At 69.0% G+C, this 12,412-nt stretch carries 13 protein-coding genes and 1 pseudogene; 9 read left to right on the forward strand and 5 right to left on the reverse strand.

Annotated elements, in window-relative coordinates:
• Nucleotides 1-104: 104 nt before the first annotated feature.
• A complete protein-coding gene (locus CFB35_RS25515; RefSeq protein ID WP_059584474.1) occupies nt 105-1,046 on the reverse strand; it encodes a helix-turn-helix transcriptional regulator in 942 nt (313 codons plus the stop codon).
• 214 nt (nt 1,047-1,260) lie between these two features.
• Between CFB35_RS25515 and CFB35_RS25520 the strand changes: the two genes are divergently transcribed.
• The 4 genes from CFB35_RS25520 to CFB35_RS25535 are packed head-to-tail and all read left to right on the forward strand — an operon-like array spanning nt 1,261 to nt 5,415.
• Nucleotides 1,261-2,913, forward strand: a complete 1,653-nt coding sequence (locus CFB35_RS25520) for a (2,3-dihydroxybenzoyl)adenylate synthase (RefSeq protein WP_059584472.1) — start codon at nt 1,261-1,263, stop codon at nt 2,911-2,913.
• Nucleotides 2,910-3,683 carry a thioesterase II family protein gene (locus tag CFB35_RS25525; RefSeq protein WP_059584469.1) on the forward strand — a complete coding sequence of 258 codons (774 nt, stop codon included), beginning with the start codon at nt 2,910-2,912 and terminating at the stop codon, nt 3,681-3,683. The genes CFB35_RS25520 and CFB35_RS25525 overlap by 4 nt, the downstream gene beginning before the upstream one ends.
• Nucleotides 3,680-3,985, forward strand: coding sequence for an isochorismate lyase (locus tag CFB35_RS25530; RefSeq protein WP_059584467.1), 306 nt, complete (start codon nt 3,680-3,682; stop codon nt 3,983-3,985). Before CFB35_RS25525 ends, CFB35_RS25530 begins: the two co-directional genes overlap by 4 nt.
• A complete protein-coding gene (locus CFB35_RS25535) occupies nt 3,982-5,415 on the forward strand; it encodes an isochorismate synthase (RefSeq protein WP_059584465.1) in 1,434 nt (477 codons plus the stop codon). Before CFB35_RS25530 ends, CFB35_RS25535 begins: the two co-directional genes overlap by 4 nt.
• 13 nt (nt 5,416-5,428) lie before the next feature.
• Here CFB35_RS25535 and CFB35_RS25540 read toward each other — a convergent pair whose 3' ends face one another.
• Complete coding sequence (locus CFB35_RS25540) at nt 5,429-6,313, reverse strand: LysR family transcriptional regulator (RefSeq protein ID WP_059584463.1); 885 nt, start codon at nt 6,311-6,313, stop codon at nt 5,429-5,431.
• 77 nt (nt 6,314-6,390) lie between these two features.
• Here CFB35_RS25540 and CFB35_RS25545 point away from each other — a divergent pair, with 77 nt between their 5' ends.
• On the forward strand, nt 6,391-7,692 hold the full coding sequence (locus CFB35_RS25545; RefSeq protein WP_059584461.1) for an aspartate aminotransferase family protein: 1,302 nt from the start codon (nt 6,391-6,393) through the stop codon (nt 7,690-7,692).
• Between the two features lie 91 nt (nt 7,693-7,783).
• Nucleotides 7,784-7,942: pseudogene (locus CFB35_RS35470) on the forward strand (AraC family transcriptional regulator); the annotation flags it as partial.
• A gap of 16 nt (nt 7,943-7,958) precedes the next feature.
• On the opposite strand, the gene CFB35_RS25550 reads toward CFB35_RS35470, so the two are convergent.
• Together CFB35_RS25550 and CFB35_RS25555 are read right to left on the reverse strand one after the other, a co-directional pair.
• Nucleotides 7,959-8,603, reverse strand: coding sequence for a hypothetical protein (locus CFB35_RS25550; protein ID WP_059584459.1), 645 nt, complete (start codon nt 8,601-8,603; stop codon nt 7,959-7,961).
• Nucleotides 8,604-8,864: 261 nt separating this feature from the next.
• A complete protein-coding gene (locus CFB35_RS25555) occupies nt 8,865-9,614 on the reverse strand; it encodes an SDR family oxidoreductase (RefSeq protein ID WP_059584457.1) in 750 nt (249 codons plus the stop codon).
• A gap of 41 nt (nt 9,615-9,655) precedes the next feature.
• On the opposite strand from CFB35_RS25555, the gene CFB35_RS25560 reads away from it, so the two are divergent.
• The 3 genes from CFB35_RS25560 (at nt 9,656) to CFB35_RS25570 (ending at nt 12,016) form a co-directional block, all read left to right on the forward strand.
• Entirely contained in the window at nt 9,656-10,633 is a 978-nt protein-coding gene (locus CFB35_RS25560; protein ID WP_059584452.1) for an AraC family transcriptional regulator, read from the forward strand.
• Between the two features lie 73 nt (nt 10,634-10,706).
• Nucleotides 10,707-11,564 (forward strand): AraC family transcriptional regulator, encoded by an 858-nt coding sequence (locus tag CFB35_RS25565; RefSeq protein ID WP_059584450.1) that lies wholly within the window; start codon nt 10,707-10,709, stop codon nt 11,562-11,564.
• 44 nt (nt 11,565-11,608) lie between these two features.
• Nucleotides 11,609-12,016 (forward strand): DUF2000 domain-containing protein, encoded by a 408-nt coding sequence (locus CFB35_RS25570; RefSeq protein WP_059584448.1) that lies wholly within the window; start codon nt 11,609-11,611, stop codon nt 12,014-12,016.
• A gap of 33 nt (nt 12,017-12,049) precedes the next feature.
• Here CFB35_RS25570 and CFB35_RS25575 read toward each other — a convergent pair whose 3' ends face one another.
• Nucleotides 12,050-12,400, reverse strand: a complete 351-nt coding sequence (locus tag CFB35_RS25575) for a VOC family protein (RefSeq protein WP_059584447.1) — start codon at nt 12,398-12,400, stop codon at nt 12,050-12,052.
• Between the last annotated feature and the right edge of the window lie 12 nt (nt 12,401-12,412).

Here is a 12,412-nt window from a genome sequence, read left to right on the forward strand (position 1 = left end):
CGTTCGGCGGCGGCTCCGCGCGGCGGCGGCCACCTGTGAATGAGAATCTATCTCATTAACACCCATGCGCCGGGTCGATTCCTTTAGGCTGCCGGTCAGTTGTTTTAGATCGCCGCGCCCGCCAGTTCCTCGTGGTCGATCGCGTTCGACGACACGCGAATATCGCTCGGCGAAATGCCGTAGCGCTTGCGGAACGCGATCGAGAAATGCGCGGGGCTGTAGCCGACGCGGTACGCGACGGTCGATACGTTCGCATCCTCCGCACACAGCATCGCGTGCGCGGTCCGCAGCCGGTATTCCTGCAGATACGCGTACACGCTCGTGCCGAACACCTTGCGGAAACCGGCCGTCAGCTTGCGCGAATTCATCCCGACGCGCGCCGCGAGCGCGTCGAGCGTCGGCGGATGCTGGAGCTCGCGCGTCAGGATGTCGCTCGCCGCGTACACGCGCTCGACATCCGACGACGTGACGCGCACGTCGGCCGGTGCGGACTGCCGCTGCGTGGCCAGCAACTGCGCGCTCAGCGCGGTCAGCTCGAACGCCTTCGCCTTCAGGTAGTACTCGCGCACGGCCCCCTCGAACGGACAGGTGGCGATCTGCACGGCGAGCGCCTGCAGCGCCTTCGACGCCGGGCAACTGACGATGCGCGGATCGCCGCCCGTCGGCGCGAGCAGCTTCTCCGGCAGCAGGCTCAGGTTGCGGTCGAGCGCATCGAGGCCGAGCTGCACGATCGTGTAGCGCAGCGGCACGTCGCGGTCGTAGATCTGGTGCGTCGTGAATTCGCCGTCGTTGGCGATCACGCACAGGCCCGGCCCCTTGATGCATTGCTCGGGCTGGCCCGGCACGCGGCAGCGCAACTGCCCGCTCTGCACGAGGACGAGCTTCAGCCCTTTTTCGAGCGGCTCCTCGTACCAGTCGCGGCTATCCGAGCACAGCGTGCCGCTCATGAGTTTCATGCCCGCGTCGATGTGCACCACGCCCGGGTGATTGCCGGGCACGAGCACCGGCGGGTGACGTCGTGACGAAGCGAAGGAGGTCGATCTCATCGGAGGTCCGTTGGTTAGGCGGCACGCGCGGACCGGCACGCACCGGCAGCCGGCCGATTGTCCGGCCGGATTGGCCGGGCGCCGCGCGACCGGCGCCTGATCGAACGAAATTGCCGCGATATCGAAAGAAACGGCGCTATCGCAGCACCCGTTCCAAATGATAATACCTCTCATTTACATTTTCTGACAACTTGCCGGAACCCAAGGTCAGCGCATGCAACCCTCCCCTTCCTCCCTGGCGGCGGCCGTGCCGGCCGACGCGCCCGACTGGCCCGACGACTTCGCGCGCCGCTATCGCGACGCCGGCTACTGGCAGGACACGACGTTCTTCGACGCGCTCGACGCGTGCGCGCGGCGCCATCCCGACGCGCTCGCCATCGTCGACGGCGCGCGCCGCCTGCGCTATCGCGATCTGCTGGCGCGCATCCGCCGCCTCGCGGGCGGCCTCGCACGGCTCGGCCTCACGCGCGGCGACGCGGTCGTCGTCCAGTTGCCGAACGGCGCGCGCTTCATCGAGACCTGCTTCGCGCTGTTCCAGCTCGGCGTGCGGCCGGTGCTCGCGCTGCCGGCCCACCGTCACTACGAGATCGGCGCGTTCTGCCGCTTCGCCAGTGCGCGTGCTTACCTCGGCGCGTCGCGACTCGGCGATTTCGACTGCCAGCCGCTGGCGGCCGCCTTGCAGGCCGACTGCCCGACGCTCGAGCACGTCGTGATGGCCGGCGACGATCACGCATTCACGTCGTTCGACGCGCTGTACGACGCGCCACCCGTGCACGCCTGCGCGGCGCGCGCCGACGACATCGCGTGCTTCCAGTTGTCGGGCGGCACGACCGGCACGCCGAAGCTGATTCCGCGCCGCCATCGCGAGTACCTGTACAACGTGCGCGCGTGCAGCGCCGCGAGCGGTGTCGATGCCGACACCGTCTACCTCGCCGCGCTGCCGATGGCGCACAACTTCACGCTGTGCTGCCCCGGCACGATCGGCGCGCTGCTCGCGGGCGGCCGGGTCGTGACGACCTCCCGGCCCGAGCCCGACCAGAGCTTCGCGCTGATCGCGCAGGAACGCGTCACGCATACCGCGCTCGTGCCGCCGCTCGCGCTGCTGTGGCTCGACGAGCAGCCGCAACGGCAGGCCGACCTGTCGAGCCTGCGCGTGCTGCAGGTCGGCGGCGCCCGGCTGATGGACCACGCGGCCGCACGCGTGACGCCCGTGCTCGGCTGTCGATTGCAGCAGGTGTTGGGCATGGCCGAAGGGCTCATCTGCTGCACGCGGCTCGACGATACGCCCGAGCGCATCGCGCGCACCCAGGGCCGCCCCGTCTCCGAAGGCGACGAAGTGCGCATCGTCGACGAAGCCGGCGCACCGGTCGCGCCCGGCGAAATCGGCGAACTGCAGGTACGCGGCCCGTACACGATCCGCGGCTACTATCGGCTCGCGGAGCACGACGCGACGGCGTTCACGGCCGACGGCTTCTACCGCAGCGGCGACCGCGTGCGGCGCACCGCGGACGGCGACCTCGTCGTCGAAGGCCGCGACAAGGATCAGATCAACCGCGGCGGCGAGAAGGTCTCGGCCGAGGAAGTGGAGAACCTGCTGCTCGCGCATCCGCAGGTGCACGACGCGGCGGTCGTCGCGATGCCCGACCCGATGCTCGGCGAGCGGACCTGCGCGTTCGTCGTCGCACGCGCGCCTGCTCCGTCCAGACTGATGCTGAAACGCTACCTGCGCGACTGTGGGCTCGCGGCCTTCAAGATCCCCGATCGCATCGAATTCATGCCGCGCTTTCCGGAAACCGGCATCGGCAAGACCAGCAAGAAATCGCTGCGCGACCTGTTGCGCCGCCAGTTGCAGGCGGCGGCCGCATGAGCGCGCGCCCGACCGAGTCGAACTGGATTCGCGAGTTGCGGCTGTCGCCGTGCCCGCGCGCGCAGCTCGTCTGCTTTCCGCACGCGGGCGGCACCGCGAATTTCTTTCGCGGCTGGAGCCGGGCGCTGCCGTGGGACGTCGATCTGCTCGCGCTGCAGTATCCGGGCCGCGAGGAACGCTTCGGCGAGCCGTGCCTGCACTCGATCGACGCGCTCGCCGGCCCCGCCGCCGACGCGCTGCAACGCCATGCACACGCGCCGCTCGTGCTGTTCGGGCACAGCCTCGGCGCCGCGCTCGCGTACGAGGTCGCGGTGCGGCTCGAGGCGCGCGGCGCCGCGCCGCTTTACGTGGCTGTTTCCGCGCTGCCGCCGCCGCATCGCCAGCGCCCGTCGGATCTGCACCTGCAATCCGACGACGCGCTCATCGGCGACGTCGCCCGGCTGTCCGGCGAGCACGCCGCGCTGCTCGCCGACCCGGAAATGCGCGCGATCTACCTGCCGATGATCCGCGACGACTACCGCGCGATCGAAACGTATCGGCGCGAGCGTCCGCCGCGCATCGATGCGCCGCTCGGCGTGATGCTGCCGCTCGCCGATACCGAGCTCGACAGCGACGAGGCGCATGCGTGGCAGGACGTCGCGACGCGCCCGATCCGCGTCGCGACGTTCGACGGCGACCACTTCTACCTGCGGCACCAATACCCGGCGGTGATCGCCCATCTGGTCGAACGGATCGACCAGTCCCTTCGTTACGGAAAGGAGTACACATGAAAACACCGGACGCCTGCACGGGGCTGCCCGACATTCGCGAAGCGATCGATCGCCTGGACGCCGACATCATCGACGCGCTCGGCCGGCGCATGCAGTACGTAAAAGCCGCGTCGCGCTTCAAGCCGGACGAGGCGAGCATCGCCGCGCCGGAGCGGGTGGCCGCGATGCTGCCCGACCGGCGCCGCTGGGCCGAACAGGCCGGCCTCGACGCCGACTACGTCGAGAAGCTGTTCGCCCAGCTCATCGCGTGGTACATCGCGCAGCAAACCCGATACTGGCGACAACAGCGGGGGCTCGCATGACCGCCGGCCTTCCGCTGCTGCACGACACGTTCGCGCGGGCGGCCCGCCGCGCCGCCGCCACCGGCACGCCGACGCTGGCGTCGGTCTCGGTGCCGCTGCGCGCGCTCGACTTCTTCGACCTGATCGCCGCGTGGGACGACGGCGTCACGCCGTGGTGCTTCCACGAAGCCGGCGATGCGTCCGTCACGCTGTTCGGCTGGGACTGCGCAGTCGAACTGAGCGCCGCCGGCGACACGCGCTTCGCGCAGATCGACGCGCGCTGGCGCACGCTCGTGCGCGACGCGGTCACGGCCGGCCCGCAGCCGCCGCGGCTCGTCGGCGGCTTCCGGTTCGATTCGCGGGGCCCGCGCAGCGCGCACTGGTCGCCGTTTGCCGATGCGAGCATGACGCTCGCGAAGCTGCTGATCGTGCGCGAAGGCGATGCGCACTGGGCCGTCTGCCAGCAGGTCGTCTCCGCCCACGACGATCCGGCCGCGCTCGCGCATGCGTGTCTTGCACGGATCGACTCGCTCGGCGCCCTTGCGCCGGCCGCGGAAGACGAGGCGCCGCAACTGCTGCACACGCAGGCGCTGCAGGCGAGCGAATGGCAGCACGAAGTCCGTCGCGCGGTGGACGCGATCCACGACGGCGCATTCGGCAAGGTCGTGCTCGCGCGCGACGTGCTCGAGCAGTACGCGCGGCCGGTCGCGATCGCGCCGCTGCTGCGCCGTCTGCGGCGGCGCGACCCGCATGCGCATCTGTTCGCGGTCCGTCGCGAAGGGGCGTGCTTCGTCGGCGCCACGCCGGAACGGCTCGCGCGTGTCGCGGCCGGCGACGTGCGCACGCATGCGCTGGCCGGCACGATCCGGCGCGGCGCGACGCCCGACGACGATCGTGCGCTCGGCGCCGCACTGATGGCTTCGGCGAAGGAGCGGCTCGAACACGCGCTCGTCGTCGACGCCATCCGCGCCGCGCTCGGGCCGCTGTCGCGCGCGCTCGACGTGCCCGATCGACCGTCGCTGCACCGGCTGCCGAAGCTGCAGCACCTGAGCACGCCGATCCGCGCGACGCTGAATCCGGATGCGACGCTGCTGCAGGTCGTCGCCGCGCTGCACCCGACGCCCGCGGTCGCCGGCCATCCGCGTGCACCGGCGCTCGACCACATCCGTGCGCACGAAGGCTTCGATCGCGGCTGGTATGCGGCGCCGATCGGCTGGATCGATGCGCACGGCAACGGCGATTTCATCGTCGCGCTGCGCTCGGCACTGGTCGCGGGCGGCGCGTGCCGGTTGTTCGCGGGCTGCGGCATCGTCGCCGATTCCGAGCCGGCCAACGAATATCAGGAAACCGAACTGAAGCTGTCGGGCATGCGGGCGGCGATCCGCGTGCGCGATACGGCGGCGGCCGTGCGTGGCCGCACGCACGCGTCGACCTCGTCGACGGTCGACTGATTCGCGCCAGCCGTCAAAGCAACGGCAGCGTTTGCCGGATATGGTCGGCGAAAGCGGCCGTCAGGTGCGACGGCCGCTTCCGGTCGAACCGCAGCGTAATGCCCACGGCCGGCAACGGCGGCAAGTGCGGGTCGCCGTTGACGATCGCGAGGTCGGCCGGCACGGCCGTCTGCGTCATCACCGCGAACGCCTGCCCCGAGCGCACCAGCGCGATCAGCCCGGCGAGGCTGCTGCTCGCATACGCGACGCGATAGTCGCGGCCGGCGCGGTTCAACGCGTCGCACGCCGCGAGGTGATCGAGCGTATCGCGATCGGACAGCGCGAGCGGCAGCGGATCGAAATGCGCGGGCTCGAGCCCCGGATAGCCGATCCACACCAGTTGCTCGCGGCGAATGATGTCGTCGGTCGCGCCGTCGTCCGGCACGGAAATCATCGCCAGATCGACCGCACGCTTCTCCAGGTGTTCGATCAGCCGCGGCGTCGGCCCACACACGACTTCGACGATCGCCTGCGGATGCTGGCTCGAAAACTGCCGCAGCAGCGACGGCAGCCACACTTGCGCGTAATCGTCCGGGCACCCGAACCGGATCGTCCCCGACAGCCCCGTGCCGCACAGGTCGGCCATCGCCTCGTCGTGCAGCCGCAGGATGCGCTGCGCATGCACGAGCAGCCGCTCGCCCGGATGCGTGAGCACCACGCCGCGGCCGGTGCGCTGGAACAGCGGCTGGTCGACCGCTTCCTCGAGGCGCTTCATCTGCTGGCTGAGCGCGGATTGCGTGCGGCCGACCCGCGCGGCCGCGCGGCTCAGCGCGCGCACCTCGGCGATCACGACGAACGAGCGCAGCAGGTCGATTTCGAGCGAAAGCGCCAAGGTATTAGCCCCTCTTCTAGCTTGCATTAGAACTATTCGTTTCCATCAAACCAGACGCGCGCCTAGACTGCAAGCGATCCCTGCCCTTTGCCCGGAGCCGCCCGATGTCCCTGAACGACGACGCAACCTTCTGGCGCAACGCCACGCAGCACCTGGTCCGCTACGGCGGCACGTTCGAGCCGATGATCGTCGAGCGCGCGAAAGGCAGCTTCGTCTACGACGCCGACGGCCGCGCGATCCTCGATTTCACGTCGGGCCAGATGAGCGCGGTGCTCGGCCACAGCCATCCGGAAATCGTGTCCGTCATCGGCGAATACGCGGGCAAGCTCGACCACCTGTTCAGCGGGATGCTGTCGCGGCCGGTCGTCGATCTCGCAACGCGCCTCGCCGACATCACGCCCGCCGGGCTCGACCGCGCGCTGCTGCTCAGCACCGGCGCCGAATCGAACGAGGCGGCGATCCGGATGGCGAAGCTCGTCACCGGCAAGTACGAGATCGTCGGCTTCGCGCAGTCGTGGCACGGGATGACGGGCGCCGCCGCATCGGCCACCTACAGCGCCGGCCGCAAGGGCGTGGGCCCCGCGTCGGTCGGCTCGTTCGCGATTCCGGCACCGTTCGCGTACCGGCCGCGCTTCGAGCGCAACGGCGCGTACGACCCGCTCGCCGAACTCGACTACGCGTTCGACCTGATCGACCGGCAGTCGAGCGGCAACCTCGCCGCGTTCATCGCGGAGCCGATTCTCAGCTCGGGCGGGATCATCGAGCTGCCGGAAGGCTACATGGCCGCGCTCAAGCGCAAGTGCGAGGCACGCGGGATGCTGCTGATCCTCGACGAGGCGCAGACGGGCGTCGGCCGCACCGGCACGATGTTCGCGTGCCAGCGCGACGGCGTGACGCCCGACATCCTGACGCTGTCGAAGACGCTCGGCGCCGGGCTGCCGCTCGCGGCGATGGTCACGTCCGCGGCGATCGAGGAACGCGCGCACGCGCTCGGCTACCTGTTCTACACGACGCACGTGTCCGATCCGCTGCCGGCCGCCGTCGGCCTGCGCGTGCTCGACGTCGTGCAGCGCGACGGCCTCGTCGCGCGCGCGAACACGATGGGCGAGCGGCTGCGGCGCGGCCTGCTCGACCTGATGGAGCGCTTCGACTGCATCGGCGACGTGCGCGGGCGCGGGCTGCTGCTGGGCGTCGAGATCGTCAAGGATCGCCGCACCAAGGAGCCGGCGGACGGGCTCGGCGCGAAGATCACGCGCGAGTGCATGAAGCTCGGGCTCAGCATGAACATCGTGCAGTTGCCCGGCATGGGCGGCGTGTTCCGCATCGCGCCGCCGCTGACCGTCAGCGAAGACGAGATCGATCTCGGCCTGTCGCTGCTGGAGCAGGCGATTACCCGCGCGCTTTGACGTCCTCCCCCGCCTCGCGCCATCGTCGCGACGCCGACCGCGTATCCGTCCCGTCAAGCGATGACGACGTGGGAGGAACCCGACGACGACCGCGACGAACCGGGCCGGCGCGACCGACCACTGGTTCGTCACGCGCCGCGATGCGGACACCGGCATCGAAAGCCTGCGTGCGCATTTCAACGGCCACGCGTACGATGGGCACGACCACGACGACATGCTGGCCGGTTATGCGGAACCGGGCGGTCGTCGCGGCCGCGCAGATTTCCCTACGCCGTAGTCTTGTGTGACAGGCTGGCCTGATTCGCTTGAAACAAATCGCCGATCCTGATCCATCGAGCGGCCGTGACGGCAAGCGCACCAGCGTTCAGGTACAGGCACGACAACCAGTATGGAACGCTGACGAACTGCTTGAGCGTCGGCGCATAGTCGAACAGCCCCAACATCGAGACAAATCCCTCGCCAAGAGGACCGCATACGGCAAGCACCAACGACACGACGACGATCTGCGCACGGTATTCGGACGTCAACGCGATACGCACGACCCACAACGCGATAAGCGCCAACGTCAGCTCGGTCGGGTGGGAAATGCCCCAAATCCCGGAACAAAAGTATGCCGCGTGAACGATCGCGAACGGCAATAACAACTTGGAGAACGAAGAAGGCGTCGCGTTCTTCGTAAGGAAAGACGTGAAGGCCAGTATCAGCGTGATCGCGGCGACGAAGATCGGCCAGACGAATACGGATTGCGCGTCGATAAACGGGCCGACGTTGTAGCTCAAGATGCCATTGCGGACATGATAGAAATGGTCGCCGAAACTCAATAGCCCCAATCCACCAAGCAGCACGCAGATCAAAGCCCTGTAACCAGCGGATCGTGTATCCCCGCCCGTCTCCATTGTCGTGTCGTTCATACGAGTCTCCTCCGTTTACCGGACTACGCGTCTGCGCCACCGACAACGCGCAACCATTACATTGACCACTGTAATTGTGGACGAGGCTGAGCCGTAGTCAAGGATGAAGTCGATAATTCGAGGAAGCTACCTAACGTCGTTGCATGCGTGAACGGCGCGCGCGATTCGCGATGATCGATCAGCGATGCACGGTCACGAGCTTGCCGAACGGATCGCGCACAAAGGGGCGCCGTACGCCCCTCGGCTCGTCGGCCGGGCCGTTCAACCCGCTTCCGCCGCCCACGCCTGCGCATCGGCGCCGGCCGGAATACGCATCGGGCTCGACGGATCGGTCGCCGCGCGCCACACGGCTTCGGCGACGTCCTGCGCGTGCGTGATCGGCCCCGACGCATCGAGCATCCGCGCCACGGCCTTGCCGACGAAGTCCGCATACGCTTCGTGCTCGAAGCCGTGCATGTTGGCCCGTGCGTTGTCCGCGAAACGCGTGTCGGGCGCGCGGCCCGGCAGCACCAGATGCGCGCGCACGCCGAACGGCGCGAGTTCGACCGCCATCGATTCGGTGAACGCATTCACCGCCGCCTTGCTCGCCCGATACGCGCCGACCAGCGGCAGCGCCTTCAGCGTGACGCTCGACGTGACGTTCACGACCACGCCGGCGCCGCGCGCGCGAAACTGCGGCAGCACGGCCTGCGTCACCGCGATCGTGCCGATCGTGTTGGTGTCGAACAGCGCGCGCACCGTGTCGAGCGGCGTGAGTTCGGCCGGTGCGGCCGCGCCGAAGCCCGCGTTGTTGACGAGCACGTCGATCGGGCCGGCCGCGTCGATCGCGGCGCGAATGCTGTCCGCGCTCGTCACGTCGAGCGGCAGCACGCGCAAGCGCTCCGACGGCGGCAGCACGTCGTCGGCCGGCTTGCGCATCGTCGCGACGACCTGCCAGTCGCGCGCCAGAAAATGCCGCGCGATTTCGAGGCCGAAGCCGGAGGAACAGCCGGTAATCAGTACGGTATTCATGTGAACTCCTGGGGTGTGTTGAGCACGTGTCCGTACGATAGATGGCGGGAGCCGTATTCGCTACAATCGACAATCCGCTTTTCTTTTGCGAGAGTCCGGCGATGATCGACCCGCTGACCGAAGTCGTGACGCTGCTGCAACCGGGCGCGCGGTACTCGAAGTACGTGCGCGGCGCGAGCCCGTGGGCGATCAACCGCACGGTCGCCGGCGAGCCGTTCTATTGCGCGGTCCTCGACGGCGGCTGCCGGATCGCGATCGACGGGCATGCGCCGATCGAACTGCTGGCCGGCGACTTCATGCTGATTCCGGCGGCCTACGGCGTCGCGATGTCGAGCCTCGAACCGCCGCCGCCGGGCGTCGACACCGCGCCGCCCGTCATGCTCGACCACGGCGAATACCGGATCGGCGATCCGGCCAACCCGGTCGACACGCGGATGATGGCCGGCAACTGCAGTTTCGGTTCGCCCGATGCATCGCTGCTGGTGTCGCTGCTGCCCCGCTTCGTGCACGTGCGCGGCGAACCGCGGCTGACCACGCTCGTGCAACTGGTGCGCGACGAATCTCGCGCACAGCGGCCTGCCCGCGAGATCGTGCTGGCGCGTCTGCTCGAAGTGCTGCTGATCGAGGCGCTGCGGTTCACGACCGGCACGCACGCGTCGCCCGGGCTCGTGCGCGGGCTCGCCGACAGCCGCCTCGCGGCCGCGCTGCGCCGGATGCACGAACGCCCCGCGCACCCGTGGACGATCGTCGAACTCGCGAAGGAAGCCGCGCTGTCGCGCTCGACGTTCTTCGAACGCTTCAGCCGCGCGGTCGGCGTCGCGCCGATGGAATACCTGCTGACGTGGCGCATGGCGCTCGCGAAGGATCTGCTTCGCCGCAACGAAGGCCGCATCGCGGAAATCGCGGCGCGCGTCGGCTACAGCTCGGCGAGCACGTTCAGCGTCGCGTTCGCGCGGCATGTTGGCCGGCCACCCGCGCAATATGCGCGCGACGAACAGGCGGCGGTGAACGGAGCATGAACCGCACGCGCCTCCGCTGTTCCGCCGCCTGCTTAGAGGGTCCGTCACACAACGACGACGTGAGAGGTAGCCGATGACGACAGATGCGAAAGCCACCGGCGAACCCGACCACTGGCTCGTCGCGCGCCGCGACGCGGAAACCGGCATCGAAAGCCTGCACGCGCATTTCAACGGCCATGCGTACGACGCGCATGACCACGACGACATGCTGGTCGGCTTCACCGAACAGGGCGTGCAGCGCTTCCAGTGCCACCGCTCGCTGCATACGAGCGTGCCGGGCCGCGCGATCCTGATCGAGCCGGGTGCGATGCACGACGGCCACGCGCCCGAAGCCGGCGGCTTCACGTACGGGATGCTGTACCTGCCGCAGGCGTGGGTCGAGCGCGCCGCGCGCCGGCTCGACCTGCCGGGCCTCGGCAGCGTCGAAGCCACGTTCGGCCACACGCTCGTCGACGATCGCGGCCTCGTCGATGCGATCCGGAACGCGTTCTTCGCGCTCCACGACAACGAAGGCCGGCTCGCGCGCGACCAGACGCTCGACCGCCTGCTGATGCGGCTCGGCAGCCATCTGGGCGGCCCGCTTGTGCTGGAAAGCGGCGTCGTGCCGCCCGCGATCGCACGCGTGCGCGACCTGCTGCACGAACACATGGGCGACAACATCGGCCTCGACGAACTCGCGAGCGTCGCCGGCATCGACCGGTTCCGGCTGACGCGCATGTTCCAGCGCGCGTTCGGCACGTCGCCGCACGCGTACCTCGTGCGTTTGCGGCTGCGTGCCGCGCGCCGGCTGCTGGCCGCCGGCCGCACGCCCGCGCAGGCGGCCGCCGACGTCGGCTTCGCGGACCAGAGCCACCTCGGCCGCTGGTTCCGCCGCGCGTACCGGATCACGCCGGCCGCGTACCGGCAACTCTGCACAAACGTTCCAGACTGATCGCGCGCGGCGTCGGATCATGGGCGCTCCAACCAGGAGCAAGCATGTTCGATACCAAAGTAGCGCTGATCGTGCGCGACGATCTCGCCGCGTGGCAGAAACTCAATGTCGTCGCGTTTCTCGCGACGGGCGTCGCAGCCGGTGCGCCCGATGCGCTCGGCGAGCCTTACGAGGATGCGGCCGGGCGCCGCTACGGCCGGATGCTCGGCCAGCCGATGCTGGTGTTCGCGGCCGATCTGAACGGATTGCAGGCCGCGCACCGGCAAGCGCTGTCGCGCGAGTTGACGATCGTGCCCTACGTGCGCGCGATGTTCTCGACCGGGCACGATGCGGCCAACCGCGAAGCGTTTCGCGCCGAGGATGCGGAGAATCCCGATCTGGTCGGGTTGGCGTTGCGCGGGCCGAAGAAGGCCGTGGACAAGGCGGTGAAGGGGCTCGCGTTGCATGCGTGAACGCCGGCGGCGTGCCCGGCTCGCCGTCGCCGGTCAGCGATGCGAGAGCACGTTGACGAGCTTGCCGAACGGATCGCGCACGTAAAACCGCCGTACACCCCACGGCTCGTCGGCCGGGCCGTATTCGACGGGCACGCCGGCCGCATGAACACGCGCAAGCGCTTCGTCGAGATCGTCGACCTCGATCGACAGATCGGGCGTCGGCGTGCCCGATCCGCCCTGCGACGCGAAGCTGATCTGCACGTCCATCTGCTCGGCGTTGCCGTAGGTCGCGATCCAGCCGTGGTCCATCAGCAGGTCGAGGCCGAAGATGTGCCGATAGAAGCGCTTTGCGTCGTCGATCGAGCGTGTGTCGATATTGGCGACGATTCGTTTGACCTTCATCGGTTTGCTCCG

The organism is Burkholderia sp. AU16482, assembly GCF_002223285.1.
Taxonomy (GTDB): Bacteria; Pseudomonadota; Gammaproteobacteria; order Burkholderiales; family Burkholderiaceae; genus Burkholderia; species Burkholderia semiarida.

Bases quoted from the DNA above. Each gene is read 5' to 3' on its own strand.
- CFB35_RS25515 (WP_059584474.1), bottom strand. From the start codon at position 1,046: ATGAGATCGACCTCCTTCGCTTCGTCACGACGTCACCCGCCGGTGCTC.
- CFB35_RS25520 (WP_059584472.1), top strand. From the start codon at position 1,261: ATGCAACCCTCCCCTTCCTCCCTGGCGGCGGCCGTGCCGGCCGACGCG.
- CFB35_RS25525 (WP_059584469.1), top strand. From the start codon at position 2,910: ATGAGCGCGCGCCCGACCGAGTCGAACTGGATTCGCGAGTTGCGGCTG.
- CFB35_RS25530 (WP_059584467.1), top strand. From the start codon at position 3,680: ATGAAAACACCGGACGCCTGCACGGGGCTGCCCGACATTCGCGAAGCG.
- CFB35_RS25535 (WP_059584465.1), top strand. From the start codon at position 3,982: ATGACCGCCGGCCTTCCGCTGCTGCACGACACGTTCGCGCGGGCGGCC.
- CFB35_RS25540 (WP_059584463.1), bottom strand. From the start codon at position 6,313: ATGCAAGCTAGAAGAGGGGCTAATACCTTGGCGCTTTCGCTCGAAATC.
- CFB35_RS25545 (WP_059584461.1), top strand. From the start codon at position 6,391: ATGTCCCTGAACGACGACGCAACCTTCTGGCGCAACGCCACGCAGCAC.
- CFB35_RS25550 (WP_059584459.1), bottom strand. From the start codon at position 8,603: ATGAACGACACGACAATGGAGACGGGCGGGGATACACGATCCGCTGGT.
- CFB35_RS25555 (WP_059584457.1), bottom strand. From the start codon at position 9,614: ATGAATACCGTACTGATTACCGGCTGTTCCTCCGGCTTCGGCCTCGAA.
- CFB35_RS25560 (WP_059584452.1), top strand. From the start codon at position 9,656: ATGGCGGGAGCCGTATTCGCTACAATCGACAATCCGCTTTTCTTTTGC.
- CFB35_RS25565 (WP_059584450.1), top strand. From the start codon at position 10,707: ATGACGACAGATGCGAAAGCCACCGGCGAACCCGACCACTGGCTCGTC.
- CFB35_RS25570 (WP_059584448.1), top strand. From the start codon at position 11,609: ATGTTCGATACCAAAGTAGCGCTGATCGTGCGCGACGATCTCGCCGCG.
- CFB35_RS25575 (WP_059584447.1), bottom strand. From the start codon at position 12,400: ATGAAGGTCAAACGAATCGTCGCCAATATCGACACACGCTCGATCGAC.